Annotated in this window: 20 protein-coding genes and 1 pseudogene; 5 read left to right on the top strand and 16 right to left on the bottom strand. The window is 41.1% G+C overall.

Annotation, left to right across the window (positions count from 1 at the left end; genetic code table 11):
* Nucleotides 1-429, top strand: a pseudogene (locus ACQYAD_RS00090) (ABC transporter permease); the annotation flags it as partial.
* A gap of 850 nt (nucleotides 430-1,279) precedes the next feature.
* Here the strand turns inward: ACQYAD_RS00090 and ACQYAD_RS00095 are convergent.
* Nucleotides 1,280-1,738 carry a chemotaxis protein CheW gene (locus ACQYAD_RS00095; protein ID WP_430234347.1) on the bottom strand — a complete coding sequence of 153 codons (459 nt, stop codon included), beginning with the start codon at nucleotides 1,736-1,738 and terminating at the stop codon, nucleotides 1,280-1,282.
* Nucleotides 1,739-1,919: 181 nt separating this feature from the next.
* Between ACQYAD_RS00095 and ACQYAD_RS00100 the strand changes: the two genes are divergently transcribed.
* Nucleotides 1,920-2,621 carry a VIT1/CCC1 transporter family protein gene (locus ACQYAD_RS00100; RefSeq protein ID WP_430234349.1) on the top strand — a complete coding sequence of 234 codons (702 nt, stop codon included), beginning with the start codon at nucleotides 1,920-1,922 and terminating at the stop codon, nucleotides 2,619-2,621.
* A gap of 92 nt (nucleotides 2,622-2,713) precedes the next feature.
* Here the strand turns inward: ACQYAD_RS00100 and ACQYAD_RS00105 are convergent, their stop codons facing one another.
* The 3 genes from ACQYAD_RS00105 to mce form a co-directional block, all read right to left on the bottom strand.
* Entirely contained in the window at nucleotides 2,714-3,835 is a 1,122-nt protein-coding gene (locus ACQYAD_RS00105; protein WP_430234351.1) for a M20/M25/M40 family metallo-hydrolase, read from the bottom strand.
* A 75-nt stretch (nucleotides 3,836-3,910) separates the two neighbouring features.
* On the bottom strand, nucleotides 3,911-5,464 hold the full coding sequence (locus ACQYAD_RS00110) for an acyl-CoA carboxylase subunit beta (protein WP_430234353.1): 1,554 nt from the start codon (nucleotides 5,462-5,464) through the stop codon (nucleotides 3,911-3,913).
* 9 nt (nucleotides 5,465-5,473) lie between these two features.
* Nucleotides 5,474-5,881 (bottom strand): methylmalonyl-CoA epimerase, encoded by a 408-nt coding sequence (gene mce / locus ACQYAD_RS00115; RefSeq protein ID WP_430234384.1) that lies wholly within the window; start codon nucleotides 5,879-5,881, stop codon nucleotides 5,474-5,476.
* A gap of 149 nt (nucleotides 5,882-6,030) precedes the next feature.
* On the opposite strand from mce, the gene prli42 reads away from it, so the two are divergent.
* On the top strand, nucleotides 6,031-6,129 hold the full coding sequence (gene prli42 / locus ACQYAD_RS00120) for a stressosome-associated protein Prli42 (RefSeq protein ID WP_430234355.1): 99 nt from the start codon (nucleotides 6,031-6,033) through the stop codon (nucleotides 6,127-6,129).
* A 45-nt stretch (nucleotides 6,130-6,174) separates the two neighbouring features.
* Here prli42 and ACQYAD_RS00125 read toward each other — a convergent pair whose 3' ends face one another.
* From ACQYAD_RS00125 to ACQYAD_RS00170, 10 genes are all read right to left on the bottom strand, one after another.
* Nucleotides 6,175-6,687, bottom strand: coding sequence for a L,D-transpeptidase (locus tag ACQYAD_RS00125; RefSeq protein WP_430234357.1), 513 nt, complete (start codon nucleotides 6,685-6,687; stop codon nucleotides 6,175-6,177).
* A gap of 22 nt (nucleotides 6,688-6,709) precedes the next feature.
* The gene (locus ACQYAD_RS00130) at nucleotides 6,710-7,705 is read right to left on the bottom strand and encodes an aromatic acid exporter family protein (protein WP_430234359.1); all 996 of its coding nucleotides are present in this window, start codon (nucleotides 7,703-7,705) and stop codon (nucleotides 6,710-6,712) included.
* Nucleotides 7,706-7,779: 74 nt separating this feature from the next.
* The gene (locus tag ACQYAD_RS00135; RefSeq protein WP_430234361.1) at nucleotides 7,780-8,502 is read right to left on the bottom strand and encodes an amino acid ABC transporter ATP-binding protein; all 723 of its coding nucleotides are present in this window, start codon (nucleotides 8,500-8,502) and stop codon (nucleotides 7,780-7,782) included.
* Complete coding sequence (locus ACQYAD_RS00140) at nucleotides 8,495-9,154, bottom strand: amino acid ABC transporter permease (protein WP_430234363.1); 660 nt, start codon at nucleotides 9,152-9,154, stop codon at nucleotides 8,495-8,497. Before ACQYAD_RS00140 ends, ACQYAD_RS00135 begins: the two co-directional genes overlap by 8 nt.
* Before the next feature lie 82 nt (nucleotides 9,155-9,236).
* Nucleotides 9,237-10,016: a transporter substrate-binding domain-containing protein gene (locus ACQYAD_RS00145; RefSeq protein WP_430234365.1), complete on the bottom strand. Its 780-nt coding sequence runs from the start codon at nucleotides 10,014-10,016 to the stop codon at nucleotides 9,237-9,239.
* A gap of 209 nt (nucleotides 10,017-10,225) precedes the next feature.
* The gene (locus ACQYAD_RS00150; RefSeq protein WP_430234367.1) at nucleotides 10,226-10,663 is read right to left on the bottom strand and encodes a BrxA/BrxB family bacilliredoxin; all 438 of its coding nucleotides are present in this window, start codon (nucleotides 10,661-10,663) and stop codon (nucleotides 10,226-10,228) included.
* A gap of 98 nt (nucleotides 10,664-10,761) precedes the next feature.
* Nucleotides 10,762-11,049, bottom strand: a complete 288-nt coding sequence (locus ACQYAD_RS00155; RefSeq protein ID WP_430234369.1) for a hypothetical protein — start codon at nucleotides 11,047-11,049, stop codon at nucleotides 10,762-10,764.
* A 19-nt stretch (nucleotides 11,050-11,068) separates the two neighbouring features.
* Nucleotides 11,069-12,187: a methylmalonyl Co-A mutase-associated GTPase MeaB gene (gene meaB, locus ACQYAD_RS00160; protein WP_430234370.1), complete on the bottom strand. Its 1,119-nt coding sequence runs from the start codon at nucleotides 12,185-12,187 to the stop codon at nucleotides 11,069-11,071.
* Entirely contained in the window at nucleotides 12,187-14,373 is a 2,187-nt protein-coding gene (gene scpA / locus ACQYAD_RS00165; protein ID WP_430234372.1) for a methylmalonyl-CoA mutase, read from the bottom strand. Before scpA ends, meaB begins: the two co-directional genes overlap by 1 nt.
* Nucleotides 14,354-16,243: a methylmalonyl-CoA mutase family protein gene (locus tag ACQYAD_RS00170; protein ID WP_430234374.1), complete on the bottom strand. Its 1,890-nt coding sequence runs from the start codon at nucleotides 16,241-16,243 to the stop codon at nucleotides 14,354-14,356. Before ACQYAD_RS00170 ends, scpA begins: the two co-directional genes overlap by 20 nt.
* Nucleotides 16,244-16,473: 230 nt before the next feature.
* On the opposite strand from ACQYAD_RS00170, the gene ACQYAD_RS00175 reads away from it, so the two are divergent.
* Both ACQYAD_RS00175 and ACQYAD_RS00180 read left to right on the top strand, forming a co-directional pair.
* On the top strand, nucleotides 16,474-17,103 hold the full coding sequence (locus ACQYAD_RS00175; protein ID WP_430234376.1) for a hypothetical protein: 630 nt from the start codon (nucleotides 16,474-16,476) through the stop codon (nucleotides 17,101-17,103).
* Between the two features lie 19 nt (nucleotides 17,104-17,122).
* Nucleotides 17,123-17,689 (top strand): hypothetical protein, encoded by a 567-nt coding sequence (locus ACQYAD_RS00180; protein WP_430234378.1) that lies wholly within the window; start codon nucleotides 17,123-17,125, stop codon nucleotides 17,687-17,689.
* A gap of 105 nt (nucleotides 17,690-17,794) precedes the next feature.
* Here ACQYAD_RS00180 and ACQYAD_RS00185 read toward each other — a convergent pair whose 3' ends face one another.
* Together ACQYAD_RS00185 and ACQYAD_RS00190 are read right to left on the bottom strand one after the other, a co-directional pair.
* Entirely contained in the window at nucleotides 17,795-18,259 is a 465-nt protein-coding gene (locus ACQYAD_RS00185) for a GNAT family N-acetyltransferase (RefSeq protein WP_430234380.1), read from the bottom strand.
* 26 nt (nucleotides 18,260-18,285) lie between these two features.
* A partial coding sequence (locus ACQYAD_RS00190) for a uridine kinase family protein (RefSeq protein ID WP_430234382.1) occupies nucleotides 18,286-18,786 on the bottom strand: 501 nt, incomplete at its 5' end.

Consider the following 18,786-nt stretch of genomic DNA (forward strand, 5'->3'; position numbering starts at 1 on the left):
CAACTTTCCTATTTATCTAGTTTTATATTTTATTTTTTAATTAAAATGGATATTCCAATTAATGAATTTAAAATAGAATCTCTTCCTAAAGATCATAATGTCTTTGTTCAATATCTATTGGCTCTTTTAGTTTGCTTTATATTTGCAACAATTGGTTTTTATATTGGCATATTATTTAAGGGATTTATAGTGCCTTCTTTAATTTTTGTCATTTATGATTTTATCATTCCTATTATGGGTAAACTTGATCCAAGAAATTTAATCTCAATATTAGGGCATAAGGTATTTAATTTCCAAGGTAGAATGAAATTATTTGAACCAATTGATTTACCTATCCCATTTGTATTTTTATTACTTTTAACTTTCATGGTATTTTGTTCTGTTATTGCATATGTAATCTCAGCTAAACAAAATAAATACGTTGTTTAATTTGTTTGAAAGCACATTATTAAGGAGGTTTCACATTGAAGAAAATTATTTTTGGAATCCTTATTACATTAGCTACTTTTGGTGTGTTAATGATAGTATTAGGAGGGCTTGGATATTTCCTATATAAATAACTTAATATACAGAGAGGGAAAACTACAAATATGCCCTAATATATCTAGGCGGATTACCCCCGAATATTAGACAATATCTCTCTTATTCTAGTTTTTTCTTAAAATACTCGTTTTTCTTTTCCCTTTGTCCTTTTTTGGAGTTTAGCCATTTCTTCCATTCCACAAGGGTAAAGGCTTCCTCGACTTCCGTCGCCCTTGATTCCATTCCAGAAATAGCTTAATTTTAATATGTGGACAAAAGGAAGAAAAATAGAAAGGGAGATTAAACCCGAACTTCTTTTGTGTAGGCCTTTCCCTGCATGTGTTTCTCGTAAATTCCTTTGGTGACAGATCCAAAATACTTGAATGCATCCGTCTTTCGTTGTAAAGGATCATAAATTCGGTAACGGTTTGATAAGCCCCGGCATACGTTTCAAATTGCATCTGGATAAGCAATCATCCTCAAAAATCCAATTGAACAATTCGATATAAACAGTGGTTCATCGCCTGTTAAAATCATAGTTTTTTAAATTTATCAATATTCAGTATTAAACAATGTCCACTGTAATGCTTGTTTCACGTCGGTTCCTGTGCAGCTCAAGACATATGGTAGTCCACAATATTTCAAGCATAGACATCAATAATGGACATAACAAAGAAAAATGGTCTTCCCCTTAGGTGTAGCCGTATTTAATATCCGCCCATAATGTTTGTTTGATTAGCTAAAAGAAGCCACCTGTTTACTGGTGGCTTTCTAAATAGTCCTGCAGTTCGTTTATTCCGTCTAGAGAACCAACTAGGCGTTGGGGATTGATTAAGGTTACAAGTCCACTCTCAAGGCTTGTTACACCGGAAAGATAGGTTGTCTTGTCGTTGGCAAGCAGCGGAACCTGTTTCATTTTTTCAGGGGCAATTTCAATAATTTCCTTTACCTCATTGACAAGGATTGCAAGTGACAGTTCATCTGTTTGAACGACAACAAATCGGGCATCTTCATTAAGCGTTTGATAGCGGTTATAAAAAATATATTCTAGATCGATAATGGGAAACAGCTCTTCTCTAATTTCAATCATGCCTTTTACATAGTCTGGCATTTGCGGAATAGGGGTCATCTCCGTCAACTTTTCAATCGAGACAACCTCTTGAAGCGGGATCCCGTACTCTTCATTTCCTGTCTTAAAAATAACATATTTATTCATTGCAGCTAGCAGACCTCCTAAAAAAGAATCGTATATATTTTAACAATACTATACCATGACTTGTACAGATAGAGTGTTAATTTTATAAAAACAAAGAGATGCGTGCCTCTAAACTGGATAATTCATCACATAAATTATATACTTGGTTTTAATCACAATTGAGGAAAGAAGGGGGAAAAATATGTCCAATAAGCACCATGATCATGTTGAAAAACATTTCACTGCTTCTGATTTGATCCGTGATATTGTCATTGGGATGTCGGACGGTCTAACGGTTCCTTTTGCACTAGCCGCTGGTCTTTCAGGTTCCGTGGCATCAACGGCTCTGATTTTAACAGCAGGGTCAGCTGAAATTGCGGCCGGGGCAATTGCCATGGGATTAGGCGGCTATCTCGCAGCCAGAACCGAAGCGGAGCATTATGATACAGAGTTGAAGCGTGAATGGCGTGAAATCGAGGTCGTTCCCGAAAGAGAAGAAGAAGAAGTGGCTGAAATTTTTCGCGAATACGAATTGGAAGAAGAGCAAATTCAATCGATTATTCAAACATTAAAAAAGAAGCCCGAGAAGTGGGTAGATCTGATGATGCGATTTGAACTGGGTCTGGAAAAGCCGGATCCAAGCCGCGCGCGAAACAGTGCCATCACCATTGCGCTTTCGTATATTTTAGGCGGGCTTGTTCCATTGCTCCCCTACTTTTTTATGGCACAGCCGATTTCCGGCTTAAAGGTATCAGCCATTATTACATTAATCGCCCTTGCCATTTTCGGATATGTAAAAGGACGGTTTACCGGGACTTCCCCATGGAAAAGTTCATTCCAAACGACAGTCGTCGGCGGGCTTGCCGCAGGGGCTGCGTTCCTACTTGCCCGGCTGATTTCCTAGAAATATACATATGCCCTGGGTGGAGAACTTGTTGAAAACTCCATAAAAATAGCACAGGAATTCCTGTGCTATTTCTTTGATCCTTAATCTGCTTATTGATGAACAACTTCATCAATAATGGCAAGAACCATCTCTCCAAGCTTGTATAATTCCTCAAGTGGCATGCGTTCATTCGTTGTATGAATTTCTTCATAACCGACAGCAAGATTGACAGTTGGAATATTGAAGCCGGCAATAACATTGGCATCGCTGCCGCCGCCGCTTTTTTGCAATTCACAGTTGCGGTCGATTTTAGCTGCCGCTTTGCGGGCAATTTCCACAACTTGATCCCCAGCGCCAAATTTAAAACCAGGGTACATTACCTGTACATCCACTTCCGCTCTTCCGCCCATTTGTGCCGCAACAGACTCGAATGCTGTCTTCATTTTTTCCACTTGTGCTTCCATTTTTTCAGGCACAAGGGAGCGTGCCTCTGCTAAAATATCCACACGATCGCAGACAATATTTGTTGCCGTACCGCCTTCAAAGCGGCCAATATTGGCCGTTGTTTCTTCATCAATTCGGCCAAGCGGCATTTTGGCAATGGCTTTTGCTGCAATCGTAATCGCAGAAACTCCCTTTTCCGGCGCAACCCCGGCATGGGCTGTTTTTCCGTAAATGGTTGCTTTTACTTTTGCTTGGGTTGGAGCGGCGACAACGACATTGCCGACTTTCCCGTCACTGTCAAGCGCATAGCCATACTTTGCTTTTAGTAAGGATGGATCAAGTACTTTCGCACCGACTAGACCCGATTCTTCACCGACTGTAATGACAAATTGAATCGTGCCATGCGGGATGTTTTGTTCTTTTAACACACGAATAACCTCAAGCATGACAGATAGTCCTGTCTTGTCATCCGCTCCCAAAATCGTTGTGCCATCGGTAACAACATAGCCGTCCTTAATCGATGGTTTTACTCCTTTTGCAGGTGTCACCGTGTCCATATGAGAGGTAAAATAGATTGTGTCTACCCCTTCTTTTGTTCCTTTCAATGTACAAATCAAATTACCGGCACCGTGGCCCGTCTTTGCCGTTGTATCGTCTTCGAGAACATCAAGACCTAAATCGGCAAATTTTTGCTTTAACACTTTGGCAATTTCTGTTTCGAATTTCGTTTCCGAATCGATTTGGACAAGTTCTAAAAACTCATTTAAAAGTCGTTCCTGGTTAATCATCTGCAAACCTCCAAATATGTACTCACTATTTTAGTATACCTTTTTCCCTACCCGGCTTCAAACTTAAGAAGCCGGTTAAAGAGGAATGTTTCCGTGTTTTCTGGCAGGTCTTGATTCTTTTTTATTTCGAAGCATCTCGAGTGCTTGGATGATTTTTATCCGCGTTTCTCTCGGATCAATTACATCATCCACCATTCCGCGGGCTGCAGCGATGTATGGGTTGGCGAATTTATCCCGGTATTCGGCGATTTTTTGCTGACGGACGAATTCAGGATTTTCACTGTACTGGATCTCTTTTGCAAAAATAATATTTGCCGCTCCTTCGGCTCCCATGACCGCAATTTCAGCATTTGGCCAGGCAAACACAAGATCGGCGCCAATCGATTTGCTGTTTAACGCCACATATGCGCCACCAAATGCTTTACGCAAAATTATCGTTAATTTAGGTACGGTCGCTTCTGAATAGGCAAATAAAATTTTCGCGCCGTGGCGGATGATGCCGCCGTGTTCCTGCTTAACCCCAGGAAAGAACCCTGTCACATCTTCAAACGTGATAATCGGAATGTTGAAGGAATCGCAAAAGCGGATAAACCTTGATGCCTTATCGGAAGAATCAATGTCCAGGCCCCCTGCCATGAATTTTGGCTGATTGCAGACAAGGCCAACGGTTTCGCCTTTGATTTTGGCAAAGCCAACTACAATGTTTTTCGCAAAATCTTTGTGGATCTCCATGAATGTACCTTCGTCGGCAACTTGTTCAATCACTTTGCGCACATCATATGGACGAACGGCATCAAAGGGAACAAGGTCGGCCAAATCCGGACGGTAGTCAAATTCATCTTCTGCTGCTGACAGTGCTGGTGTCTTTTCTTCATTGTTTTGCGGGAGGTAACTCAAAAGCCGGCGAACATACTGAAGCGCTTCTTCTTCTGATTGCGCCTGAAAATGAGCATTTCCGCTGACCGAATTATGAACTTTGGCACCGCCTAGCCCTTCAGCAGAAATTTTTTCACCTGTGACCGTTTCAATCACTTTCGGTCCAGTAATAAACATTTGACTCGTTTTTTCGACCATGATCACAAAGTCTGTGATCGCAGGTGAATATACTGCCCCGCCGGCACACGGTCCCATAATCACGGAAATCTGCGGAATTACCCCCGAATAAATCGCATTGCGGTAAAAAATCTTACCGTATCCGTCTAGGGAAACAACCCCTTCCTGAATACGCGCTCCGCCGGAATCGTTGAGACCGATAAAAGGCGCGCCATTTTTCGCAGCTAAATCCATCACATTGGCAATTTTCATCGCATGCATTTCTCCTAAAGCCCCGCCAAAAACAGTGAAATCCTGTGAAAATAAATAAATCGGCCGCCCATTCACTTTCCCATAACCGGTAACCACCCCGTCCCCTGGACCTTTTTGTTCATCCAAACCAAAATCGTTGGTACGATGCTCAATAAACGGGTTTAATTCGACAAAAGTTCCTTCATCGACTAGAAGCGCAATTCGTTCCCGTGCTGTTAATTTCCCCTTTTCGTGCTGTTTTTGTATCCGCTCATCGCCGCCGCCCATCTCTACCTCGCGTCTGCGATCATACAATTCGTTTATTTTCTCATAAATATCAATCATGCTACCCCTTCATCCCTTTCGTTCACATAATTCGTAGAGAACCCCGCCGGTCGATTTTGGATGCATAAAGGCCACCAGCGCTCCCCCTGCGCCAATTTTCGGCTCATCCTGAATCATCCGAATCCCTTGTTCCTTGATCTCTTTCATCCTCGCTTCAATCGAATCGATTCCCAGTGCGATGTGGTGAATTCCTTCACCCCGTTTTTCAATGAATTGAGCGATCGGACTTCCGGCTGAAGTGGGCTCAAGCAGCTCAATTTTTGCATTGCCAGCTTGCAAAAATGCGACCTTTACCCTCTCACTTTCAACTTCCTCCATACCCAATAAAGGCAATTTTAAAATATCCGTGTAAAAAGGAAGCGCTTTCTCCAAAGACCGAACCGCAATACCAATGTGATCGATTTTTTTGACCATAATTTCCCCTCAATTTTAAATAGTAAAATTTGTTCGACAATTAAATTATACTATAAAAAGTTCATAAATTCTTCTTATTTTGTCCAGTTGTTAATTTAGGCTTTTCTATGTAAAATAGGGGAGAGAATTTTGTTCTTTGGGGGGAATTTCTTTTGAAAAATCGTAAAACAAGAAAAATCGTCGTATATTTAATGCTTCTGGCAATGCTTGCTTCAACCCTCCTGCTTGGAATTGCGCAATTTCTATCGTAATTTAAAATAAGCACAAGGGTGATTCAAACGAATCACCCTTGTTTTTCATCGGATCGCGCCATTTTCCTTTGCCAATTTCTCGAAAGACTTATTTGTTGAAATCACCAGTATTTTTGTTCCAAGCGGGATAATCGGGTACAATGACTTAATGATGTCATTTTGCGTACGGATACAGCCTTGAGAGACGTATTGTCCAATCGAGGCAGGCTGATTTGTACCGTGAACACCGTATATTCGCCCGTCGGTTCCATTTGCATCAAACCCGATCCATCTCGCACCAAGCGGGTTTGCCGGATCCCCTCCGGCAATATTCTTTTTCCGGTAATATGGATCCTTTGCTTTTACCGTAATTGTAAAGAGCCCTTCCGGCGTTAATTCCCTTGTTTTTCCGGAGCCGACACTCACAACGGTCTGAACCCGATTGTCGTCAATGAACGCCAGCTCATTCGTTCGTTTGTTCACGATGACAAACGGATCGCCTGGCAACGGATTTTGCCCAAGCGGCCATAACGGAGAGATGAAAAAAGCAATGAAAATGGGAGAAAAAATTTTAAACAATTCAACCACCTGCTTTTTTTCCCTAGTTTGCCGCTAATTTCCTCTTTTCATTCGTCTTTTCCATTTTTCTTATTCCTCTAAAAGAACTCTTAATCAGTAAATATCTATCCATTTCAATTACAAGATGCAAAAGCGCGGCTCTTGCTTCAAACTCTTCGCGCGTTTTCGGAAGTTCCATTTCCTCAAATTCTTTTTTCATCTTATGAAGCTTGTCGATGTAAATATGTGCTGTATTTCCCGGATGAATATTATTTGAAAGCTCTTCGAGGAAATCAGCGATCATTTTCCCTTGTTTCACCGTACGCGTAAGGGAGGTCACAATTTGCAACACACGTTCAATAATCTCAAATTGCTGTTCGCGCATGGTAAAATACTGATAATAATTCGTTCCATCTCCTGAAAGACGGTTTTCAACATCGCGGAAAGCGATTGTTTTTGCTTCATTCAGCAAATTGGCTGTTGTCGTAATCTCTTCTCCGCCCCAATCACTTTCTCCTTTTCGCAGGTAATGGATCATTTCCAGAAAAATGTTGCGGAAGTTTTCTTCGATCTCTTGTTGGAACGTCTGCAGTTTTTTATCAACACTTGGCATATACAAATTCATCACTAAAGCAACACCGATGCCTGTAACAATAACTCCAAGTTCATTTAAAAAGATTTCCATTGAAATCCGGTGGGCTGCATAGATATGTAAGATAATTACACTGCTTGTTACGACCCCATCTTTTGCTTTTAACATTACAATTGTTGGAATAAAGAAAAATAGCATCAGCCCGATTGTAAGCGGATGATAGGCAATTCCTTCAAAAAACAAGGCGGAAAATGGCATTGCCAAAACACAGGCCAAAAATCGGTCCCACGCTGTCCGAAACGAACGTTTTTTTGTTACTTGAATGCACAAAATCGTCAGAATTCCGGCTGAAGCAAAATTTTGCAGTCCAAGCTGCTGGGCGATTAAAATAGCGATGGCTGTTCCCAAAGCCGTTTTGATTGTACGATAACCGATGCGAAATTTCATTTAACGGTCTCCCTTGAAACATAATCAAAAGAAAAAAGATGATCCTGCCGATCACCTTTTTCCACTTTTTTTTATTATAGCATTTTTTCGAGAAAATCTTGTGCTCGTTTGCTTTTTGGCTGTTTGAAAAACTCACTTGGGGGCGCATCTTCAACAAGCATACCGCCATCAAGAAATAGAACCCGGTCTGCCACTTCCCGGGCAAAGCCCATTTCGTGTGTAACAATTGCCATCGTCATCCCTGTGTGGGCAAGATCCTTCATGACTTCCAACACTTCTTTGACCATTTCCGGATCCAATGCCGACGTCGGTTCGTCAAAAAGCATGACATCCGGCTCCATCGCAAGCGCTCGGGCAATGGCGACACGCTGCTTTTGCCCGCCTGAAAGCCTTGTCGGATATTCATTCGCTTTTTCAGAAAGACCGACTTTGTCTAGAAGTTCATGGGCAATTTTTTCAGTCTGTTCTTTTGATAAGCCTTTTACCTTCATTGGGGCATAGGTTAAGTTTTGCAGCACTGTCTTGTGCGGAAATAAGTAGAAATGTTGAAAGACCATTCCAACGTTTTGACGGACTTTCATAATATTTGTATTTTTATCAGTCACTTCTTGATTCGCAATCCAAATTTTCCCGGAAGTTGGTGTTTCCAAAAGATTCAGGCACCGCAAAAATGTTGATTTTCCAGATCCGGATGGTCCAATAATGGCAACGACTTCTCCTTCTTTGATCGTCGTCGAGATATTCTTTAACACTTCAAGCTTACCGAAATTTTTAACTAATCCTTCAACCTTAATCACTGCGTCTCATTCTCCTTTCAACTGCTTTGCCCAGGAAGGTTAACGTGATGACCATTACGTAATAAATGAGTCCAGCAATTAATAACGGTTCAAAGAATGAGTAGTTTTCTGCACCGACTTGGTAAGAACGGCGCATGACATCCATAACCCCAATGGTTGTTACAATCGCCGATTCTTTTGTCAAGGAAATAAATTCATTCATTAATGCCGGAAGAATATTTTTCAATGCCTGCGGCAGGATGATGTCCCACATCATTTTGCTATAGGGAACACCAAGCGCCATCGATGCTTCACGCTGCCCTTTATCAACTGCCAATATCCCGGCACGAATAATTTCAGAAATATAGGCTCCCGAATTCAAGGCAAATGACAAAATAGCTGCGGTATATGGCTCGATCTGATAGCCGACCAACTGCGGTGACCCATAATAGATTAGCATTAGCTGCAGCACTAACGGCGTTCCGCGAAAAATGGATGTGTAAATATCGGCAATCCAACCGAGAAACTTAAATGTACTAATTTTAAATAATGATAAAATAATGCCCAGTACAAATCCTAAAACTCCAGCCAAAATGACAATTTTAAGGGTAACGAGGACACCCTTTAAAATGTATGGCATGGAGGGAATAAATGGGGTAAAATCCAAATTCATCCCATCACCAAATCCTCTCTATTAAACAGTTTAAAGACGCTCAGAAGACTTGCCCTCCGAACGTCTCTCTTTTTTCCTTAATTTATTGTTCCCCGCCAAACCACTTAACAATCAATTTTTTCAATTCTCCATTATCCTTCATCTTCTGCAATTCTTTGTTGAATTTAGCCGTTAAATCACTGTTTTTCGGGAAAGCAATGGCAGAGCCGGCTTGTTCCGGATTTGCGTTACTAGTAAACCCAGTTAAATCCGTTTCTTTTTGGATAAATCCTTTTGCAACTGTGTCCTCGATAATTGCAGCGTCAAAACGGCCTGCTTTAATTTCCTGAATCAGATCCGGGATACGGTTGCGGTTTTCAATTTTAATCGGAACCTTTTTGTTAAGGTCTTTTGCGTTCCCCTCTTGAATGGATCCAAGCTGCACACCAACCGTTTTTCCTTTTAAGTCATCAAGCGTTTTAATGCCGCTGTCTTTTTTCGTTACAATCATATCTTGGGCAGTGTAGTAAATATCACTGAAATCAACACTTTTCTTCCGCTTTTCCGTTGGTGTCATACCCGCTAACACGAAGTCAACTTGTCCAGATTTTAGTGCTTGAATCAACCCGCTGAAATCAATATCTTTTACTTGAACTTTGTAGCCGAGCTTACCAGCAATCGCTTTGGCAAGGTCAACATCAAAGCCGATGATTTCATCGCTGGTTTTTGTTTTGATGTATTCGAATGGCGGATAGTCCGCTGAAGTCCCCATAACCAAAACCTTTTTGTCCTTCGTTCCAGCATTTTTGTTGTTTGTTCCACATGCAGCAAGAATTCCTACTAGCATGATGATTGACAAAAATAGAATAAACCTTTTTTTCATGTCATTTTCCTCCTATCATTTTACCCAACTAAAACGATTGTTCATTTGTCTATTTTATCGGTTAGTATGCTCATTTTCAGATAGAAATACAGAGCTAATATTTATTCAACGTATTGAATTTTAACACATATTTTACATTATGCAATACTATTTTTTAAAAAAATTGCTCAAAAAAAGCCAACCTCCACTATCGAGATTGGCTTTTTTTCTTAGATTTCTTCACAGTATTCATCAAATGTTTGCTGAAGCTTATTGACGACATTCATCGGATCATAGCCTTCAATTTGGTGGCGCTCAATCATTGTGCAAATTTTGCCGTCTTTTAAGATAGCAAAAGATGGAGAGGAAGGCGGATATCCTGTGAAATAGCTTCTCGCTGTTTCCGTCGCCTCTTTATCCTGACCGGCAAAAACCGTTACAAGGTGATCGGGCCGTTTGTCGTAATGAAGGGCATGGGCAGCAGCCGGGCGAGCAACTCCGCCGGCACAGCCGCAAACAGAGTTAATCATGACAAGCGTTGTGCCTGGTCTTGAAAAAGCACTTTCCACCTCTTCAGGTGTCGTTAATTCTTCATAGCCTGCAGCAGCAATTTCTTGCCGTGCCTGCCGTACAACATCATTCATAAAAAAATTGAAATCCATACTCATTTTGTCAAATCGCTCCTTCTATCGATAACGGGAATAATAATATAATAACAGTTAAAATAACCTTTTTTCAAATCCCGTGTATCTTTTGCCTTGGAAAGTTAATGCGGAAAATAAATGCATATTCTGTTTTGTTTATTGTAGAAAGCGTAGTAATCAGTAAAATCATTCATGATTTCACTTTCCGGGAATTCGCTTAATGAGAACGAATAAATCAATTCATCATGTTTTAGAAACATGACTCTCTCATTGTCTGTTTGAATTGAATCAAAATGAAAACCATTTCGGTCGATTAAAGAATCTTCTTCATCGTAGCAGTTGATCACAACTTGCCGTTTTTTGTACCGTTTTATTTTCGTCAAAACATCCATCTGTTCTTCCCTTTTCATCCTTTATTGCCTCCACAACCTAGCGGTTATAAAATGCTTTAAAAAGCAGGTCAACTGCCGTTGCAACGGTTTTTTCACCGGCCATCACTTCGTTTTCCAATTTAGGAAGCTGTGTTTTCACTTCCGGATGATGAAAAAACTGAAAATGCAGCTGATCAGCAACCATGGAATATAACCATTCCCTTGCCTGAACCTTTCTCCTTTCTTCAAATACACCGGAAGTCTTTCCTTTATTCGTAAAAGCCTCAATGGTCTTCCAAACGTCTTTGATTCCATCACCTGTCAGCGATGAACACGCATATGCTCTCGTTGTCCAGCCTTTTGTAGCCGGCTGCAGAAAGTGAAGCACCCTGTTGTATTCATGCATCGTCTTTAATGCTTTTTTTTGGTTGGCTCCGTCCGCTTTATGGACAATGATCGCATCTGCCAGCTCCATAATTCCTTTTTTCATTCCTTGCAGTTCGTCGCCCGCTCCTGTCAAGACAAGCAGCATGAAAAAATCAACCATATCACGGATCATCACTTCACTTTGCCCGACTCCAACGGTTTCAACCAAAATCACGTCAAATCCGGCAGCCTCACATAACAGCATTGATTCTCTTGTTTTCCGGTGGACACCGCCAAGCTTGCCTTCTGATGGTGAAGGGCGAATGAAGGCTCTGGGGTTTCGCGATAACTGCTCCATCCGTGTTTTGTCTCCAAGGATGCTTCCGCCACTAAGGCTTGAACTAGGGTCGATAGCAAGAACGGCAACATGGTGGCCGAGGCTGCATAAGTACAAGCCAAAAGCTTCAATAAATGTACTCTTTCCGGCTCCCGGCACACCGGTAATCCCAATGCGAATCGATTTGCCTGTATGCGGCAGCAGCCTTTGCAATAGTTCTTGTCCCCTTTTAAAATGGTGATCGGAATTGCTTTCAACCAATGTGATTGCACGGGCAAGAAGGCTCCTGTCTCCGGCTAAAACCCCTTCAGCAAAAATGTCAACCGGTGGTTCATCCGTTTTCTTTTTCTGAAAACGGATGTTTTTTTGAAAGCCAGATAACTTGTTCCGCTGTTCGGAGCCTTTTCGAATGATACTGGAAAAAGCATCAGGCCGATTCGGATCTGTCCATTCCGGTTTTCTATCATCGCCCACTAGTGCGCCACTTCCTCATAGCCCAGCTGGATATAGATCTTTTTGATCACTTGCTGGGCTGCTACTGGAATAATTGTCCCCGGTCCAAAGATCGCCGCGGCTCCATTTTCATATAGATAATCATAATCCTGCGCCGGGATGACACCGCCGACAACAACCAAAATATCGTCCCGCCCCAATTTTTTCAATTCGTCGACCAACTGCGGCAACAGCGTTTTATGTCCTGCAGCAAGCGAGCTCATCCCAATCACATGGACATCGTTTTCGACTGCTTGCAACGCCGTTTCTGCTGGTGTTTGGAACAATGGGCCAATGTCAACATCAAACCCTAAATCAGCAAAAGCAGTAGCGATCACTTTTGCCCCGCGATCATGGCCATCTTGCCCCATTTTCGCAATGAGAATTCTCGGTCTTCTTCCCTCATTTTCCAAAAATTCTTCCGTCAATCTTTGCACTTCAAGGATTTCCTCTTCATTTGAAAAAGATGTACTGTAAACGCCGCTGACCGAGCGAATAACAGCTTTATGACGGCTTGAAACTTTTTCAATTGCATCGGAAATTTCTCCAAGCGTCGCTCTTGCCCTTGCCGCCCGGATCGCAGCCTCCAGCAAATTTTCTTCACCGGTTTCAGCAGCCTTCGTTAAAGCTGTTACCGTTTGCCGCACTTTTTCTTCATCGCGGCTTGCTTTTAACTTTTGCAGTTTTTCAATTTGTTTTAACCTTACTGCAGTATTATCAATATCGAGAATATCAATTGGTTCTTCCTGCTCGGGACGGAAGCGGTTCACACCAATGATGATTTCTTTCCCTGAATCAATCTGTGCCTGTCTTGTGGCAGCCGCTTCTTCGATTTTCATTTTTGGCAACCCTGTCTCAATTGCCTTTGCCATCCCGCCAAGGTTCTCAATTTCTTCAATATGCTCCCATGCGCGGGTAATCAATTCATTTGTTACCGTTTCAACATAATAAGACCCACCCCATGGGTCGATGACATTGGTAATCCCCGTCTCTTCCTGAAGGAAAAGCTGGGTATTGCGGGCAATTCGTGCGGAAAAATCCGTTGGCAGCGCAATTGCTTCGTCAAGCGCATTCGTATGCAGTGATTGCGTATGTCCCATTGCAGCCGCGTGTGCTTCTACAAGCGTTCGCATGACATTGTTAAACGGATCCTGCTCCGTCAAACTCCAACCGGATGTCTGCGAGTGCGTCCTAAGTGCAAGGGATTTTGGATTTTTCGGATGAAACGTTTTCATCATTTTCGCCCAAATCAAGCGTGCGGCTCGCATTTTAGCTACTTCCATAAAATAATTCTTCCCGATTGCCCAAAAAAACGACAGCCTTGGGGCGAAGGAATCAATATCAATTCCTGCTTTTAGCCCGGTCCGTACGTATTCAAGCCCATCTGCAAGCGTATAAGCAAGTTCGAGATCAGCAGGTGCACCAGCTTCCTGCATATGATAGCCGGAAATACTGATACTGTTAAACTTCGGCATGTATTTTGCGGTGTACTCGAAAATATCGGCAATTATTTTCATCGACATATCCGGTGGATAGATGTAGGTATTGCGAACCATATATTCTTTTAAAATATCATTTTGAATCGTTCCAGAAAGCTTCTCCTGGCTGACTCCCTGTTCTTCCGCGGTAACAATAAAGAAAGCAAGAATCGGCAGAACCGCGCCATTCATGGTCATTGATACCGACATTTGATCTAAAGGGATGCCGTCAAACAACGTTTTCATATCCAGAATCGAATCGATCGCAACTCCTGCTTTGCCTACATCCCCGACAACCCGGGGATGATCTGAATCGTAGCCCCGGTGGGTTGCTAAATCGAATGCAACCGAAAGGCCTTTTTGCCCCATTGCCAGATTTCGGCGATAAAACGCATTGCTCTCTTCCGCTGTTGAAAAACCGGCATATTGCCTAACCGTCCATGGGCGGTTTACATACATTGTGGGATACGGTCCACGCGTATACGGCGACAGACCCGGTTTGTCATTTAAATGCTCAAACCCTTTTATGTCTTCTTTTGTATAAAATGGCTTTAATTTTAATTGTTCATTTGTTTCAAAGAGATATTCTTCAATGGATGCTTTGATTTCTTTCTTCCATTCCTGTTCTGCGGCCGTCGCCTTGTGGTCAAACAGCTGCACTTTTTGAAAATCAGGCTTTGGCTTGTTCATTTAAGGACGCCTCCATTTCTGATAGCATTGCTGAGAGCAATTCATGGCAATTGCTTTTTACATGAATAAACTGCGAGATTCCTTTTTGTCTCCAAAGCTGCTGCATCTCCTGATCAGGAAGACCCGCCAGGTAAAAATTGATTTCAGGAAACTCGTTCTTTACCGCCTCGAGAAGATCCATCCCGAACGTTTCGTAAAGATCATCACTGCCGCATATACAGAAATGCTTTGTTTTACAGCTGTTTAGAAATTCTCTCGCTGCGGCTACCGTTGTGATCGGACTGCTAGCAATCCCCTCTATTCCCCCAGCCGCCAAAAAGCCTTTTACATAATCCATGCGTGGTTTATGTTGTTTGAGACTGCCAAGACAAATGAAACCGACTGCGGGTTTTTGCGTTAATGATTCCGCTCGATTTCGAAGTTGTTCGAATGGAATCGAAAGCCTTGTTTGCGGGATCGGTTTGATGCGAATTATTTCTTGATTTTCAGGTATAGCTGCTAATTGTTTCGATGTCTTTTTCACATTTTTGCCGTTCTCCGTTAAATTGGCATAAACATTTGTCCCAATGATGCTCGTTTTTCTCGTAAACGAGTCGTTTGTTCTTTTCTCATGAACACGAGCAATCTCGGCCTGAAGCCAGTTCGATGTTAATGTTTCAAGGATACCGCCCCTTGCCTCAATTTGCTGAAAAAATTCCCAAGCCTTTTCTGCCAGTTCATTTGTCAGCGCTTCGATATACCACGCTCCGCCTGCAGGATCAACCGCCTGTTGCAGATTCATTTCTTTCTGCAGAATCAGCTGGGTATTGCGGGCAATTCGCTCGGAAAAAGCGCTCGATCCAGTTAATTCATCAAATGGAGCTACATGCAGGTACTGCACCCCGCCAAGTACGGCTGCGAACGCTTCATTACCAGCACGGAGCAGGTTGACATGCGGGTCATAGACCGTTTTTGTATAGGCCGATGTTTCGGCAGCAATCTGGACGCCTTGATGTGCTGGAGACGCCCCAAACGTTTCGGCAATTTTACTCCAGATAACCCTTGCAGCACGAAGCTTTGCAATTTCGGTAAAAAAGCTCGCGCCAATGGAAAACTGAAAAAGAAACGTTGCTAACGCTTTTTCAAGCTCCATTTCATTATCAAGCAATGTTTGCAAATAAAATACACCGGCTGCTGCGGCGATACCCAATTCTTGCACCGCACTTGCTCCGCCATTATGATAAGGGGTAGTATTGATAAGAACGGTTTTCAGGTTGGGAAATTCATCGCTTGTTTTCCTAATAACTGCAGTCCATTTTTGAAAAAAATCAGTTGTATTTTCAGGCATGAAACCTATAAGGGAAAAAGAAGACAATGGATCGGCTGCAAGGTAACCGGTTATTGTATCCCGTTCCGATTCCTTGACAAGGTTTTCCAACTCCAGGATCAATTTTTCCTGTTCTTCTTTTGCATGAATGGCAAATGGATAGTATTGGTAAAATCCAGAAAGCATCTTCGTGAGGTGCTCCGGATTTTCAGCCAGCTCTTTTGAAATTTCAATAGCGATGGCGGTTTGTCCCTTTTGAAATGCCGCTTGGAGCTTTTCACTTAAGCCTTCAATTGTACTCGCCGAAATTTTCTGGGCAATCTTCCAGTTGTTCGTATGGTAGCCAAACGGGTAAAGCCCTCGGCGAAAGTCCCCCCTTCCCGGCAAATCAACAAACGCCTTTAGATCCTCCTCACAATAAAGCGGTTTCAAAACAATGCCTTCATAAGTTGTTTTTCGCAAAGACTCAATCGGTTTTCCTTTTAAAGATTCCTCTGCTTTTTCTTTCCATTGTTCATAAGAAACGATTGGAAAAGACTGATTCCTTATATCGTTTAACCCCATATTTCTCCCCCCTTATTTAAACTTTTTTAAAATTCAACTATCTCCATCCAGTTTTATTTTAGGACACATCTTCGTTTCGGGCAATGGAAAGAGCCTATTATATTTTCATTAAAAAGAAGTATACAGTTGTCAACAACTTTCATAATATTGCCATTTTTCGATATTTACTTACATTTAAACTTAATTTAAGCTTTAGTTGTAGGAAAAAAATACAAAGGATGGTGTTTTTAATGAAAAAGTTAAATTTACTAATTTCAACACTATTTTTAGGCTTACTTATTTCATTATCAACTGGTGAGATTGCATTTGCGAAGGTAAAAACTTCTGATTCAGTTGTTTTAAAAGAAAAGCAAGGAAACTTAAAGATTACTAGTATTTATTATCCTCAGCCAATTGAATATGACTTTCATGATGAAGCTATAATAAGTCCAATGTATATTCCATACACTGGAGACGAATATGAAGTAGCAACAAAAACCCTGTATAAAAGTAAAAATTGGGGAACAGTAGTTACGAATAATAGCTCGCTAAATGATAGTGTAACTCGAACAGTTTCAAGGTCAAAATTTGCAAATGGAAGTATTGGAACATCAGCAGAAACAGCTGTTAACTGGAAATTAATTCAGGGAAAGATTGGAATTAATGCAGAAGTATCATTTGGAACATCTACTACTGTTTCTGTAACTTATACATGGAACATTCCAGCACGATCTACTACAACAATTTCTACAGGTTCCTTAGCTGTTAAGACATCAGGAAATATTGTTCACTACAGTAATGGTCTGGCAACTAGTAGAAAAGCTGTAAATGCAAATTACTCATATAATGAATACTCCGATAAAACATCCACACCTCTATAATCTGCTTTGGTACAGTTAAATGAAAAAAATTTTTCTATGTTTTGTGTTGATTACTTTCATTACGGTTTCAGGATGTTCAAAAGCGAATTTAGATAAAAAAGAACAAAAAAATAAGGTTGAATCTTCTAGGATAACTAAAAGCAATAAAGAGAAAAAAGAAACCTATAACTCTATTACAGAATATCAAGAAATTATTAATGGTAAAAATTTTAAGACAGGGGTTTTAAGCATTGAGTTAAAGGATCGTTCCATTTTCCTTAGTATAGATTTTTTAATTTCGTCAGAATTAAAAGAAATTATGATGAAAACTAAGAATAAGTTTTATTTTACCTTGGCTGATATAGAGGGGCAGGAAAAACTAAAAAATATATTTGCTGAAAATCCGAATTATATAGAAGGAGATATAAAAAAACTTAGCTTAGGAGATAAATACCACTTATCACAAATAATTAAAATAAAACAAAATGCAACCCCTGATGAAATAAAAGTAGCCTTATCTCCAGAAAATTATGAACTAGCTATTTTGAATGAGAAATTTGAATTAGTTGCTGTAATTATCGGATTGGAATTAAATATGATCCAATAAATTATATCTCGCAAAGGCCTTAAAGCCCTTTGCGAGTTTTTATAACTTGAATAAATAAAGATCGATTTCTTTTCCTCTTTTTTATATCCAAAATATAGAGGTTTATTAGTCATCTAGTTTCGTAGATTTCCGATAGATTTTGGCGGATTCTCCTGTGAAAATGTAGCCGGTTGTTACATAATCCCATCCATACTTTTCATAATAACCTTCCAAATGGGTTGTAAGGTAAAGATTTTGATAGCCTTTTTGATTTGCTTCTTTCACAGCATGCTGAAGCAGGACAGAGCCTAGACCCATCCCTCTAAATTCTGGCACGATGAATAAGCAGGCAAACCATGGAGTTAAGTCCTGCCTGCTGATTAAATCATTTCGAAGCAAGGCATAAGAGCCGACGATTTTATTTTCAAATAGGGCTATATAAAATCGCGGCAGATCGCTTTCAGTACTGCAAGAATTGAGCATGCAATCATAGTAAAAGCGAAAATTTTCTGGATTTCCCCATTCCAGCCAAAAAAAATCAACTGCTTCATCAAATAAGTCAGGACGATCATTAAGTTTAACAATTTCCAAATTTTTCACTCCTCAGCCTTTTTGGCTTAGTATGTCCCATCAACAATAAAGTTCACCCGTTGATCAGGTTGCTGCTTTTTTACATAAAGATCCTCCGAAACCATCCAATTCTCTTCCCACATGCTTCTTGCCCCTTCTCCATCCCGTTCAAGCCCCCGCTTCAGGCGAGTTTCCCTTGGAGTATTCACCCAGATGGTCAAATCATAGAAGCCAAAAAGTTCCTTACGGGTCGAATAAACTCCTTCAATCACCACAATGCCGGTTGCAGGAACAGTATGCCACTCGGCCATTTTATCCGTGTCCCAATCATATCGCTGATAGCTTCCGTTTTGCCCTTGAGTAAGTGGTAAAAGAAGCTGATTTTCGAGCCGTTCCCAATCAAAATCTGCTCCGATCGGCTTTACAGCAGGATCCGCCTTGATTATTTTTTCAGAAGGATGGTAAAAATCATCCATATGAACGATCGTACAATTTGTAAAATTTTTGGCCAAGTTGCGTGCCAACGTACTTTTCCCGGCACCTCCGCA

Source organism: Neobacillus sp. SM06, from assembly GCF_050496765.1.
Classification (GTDB): Bacteria; Bacillota; Bacilli; order Bacillales; family Cytobacillaceae; genus JAEVLT01.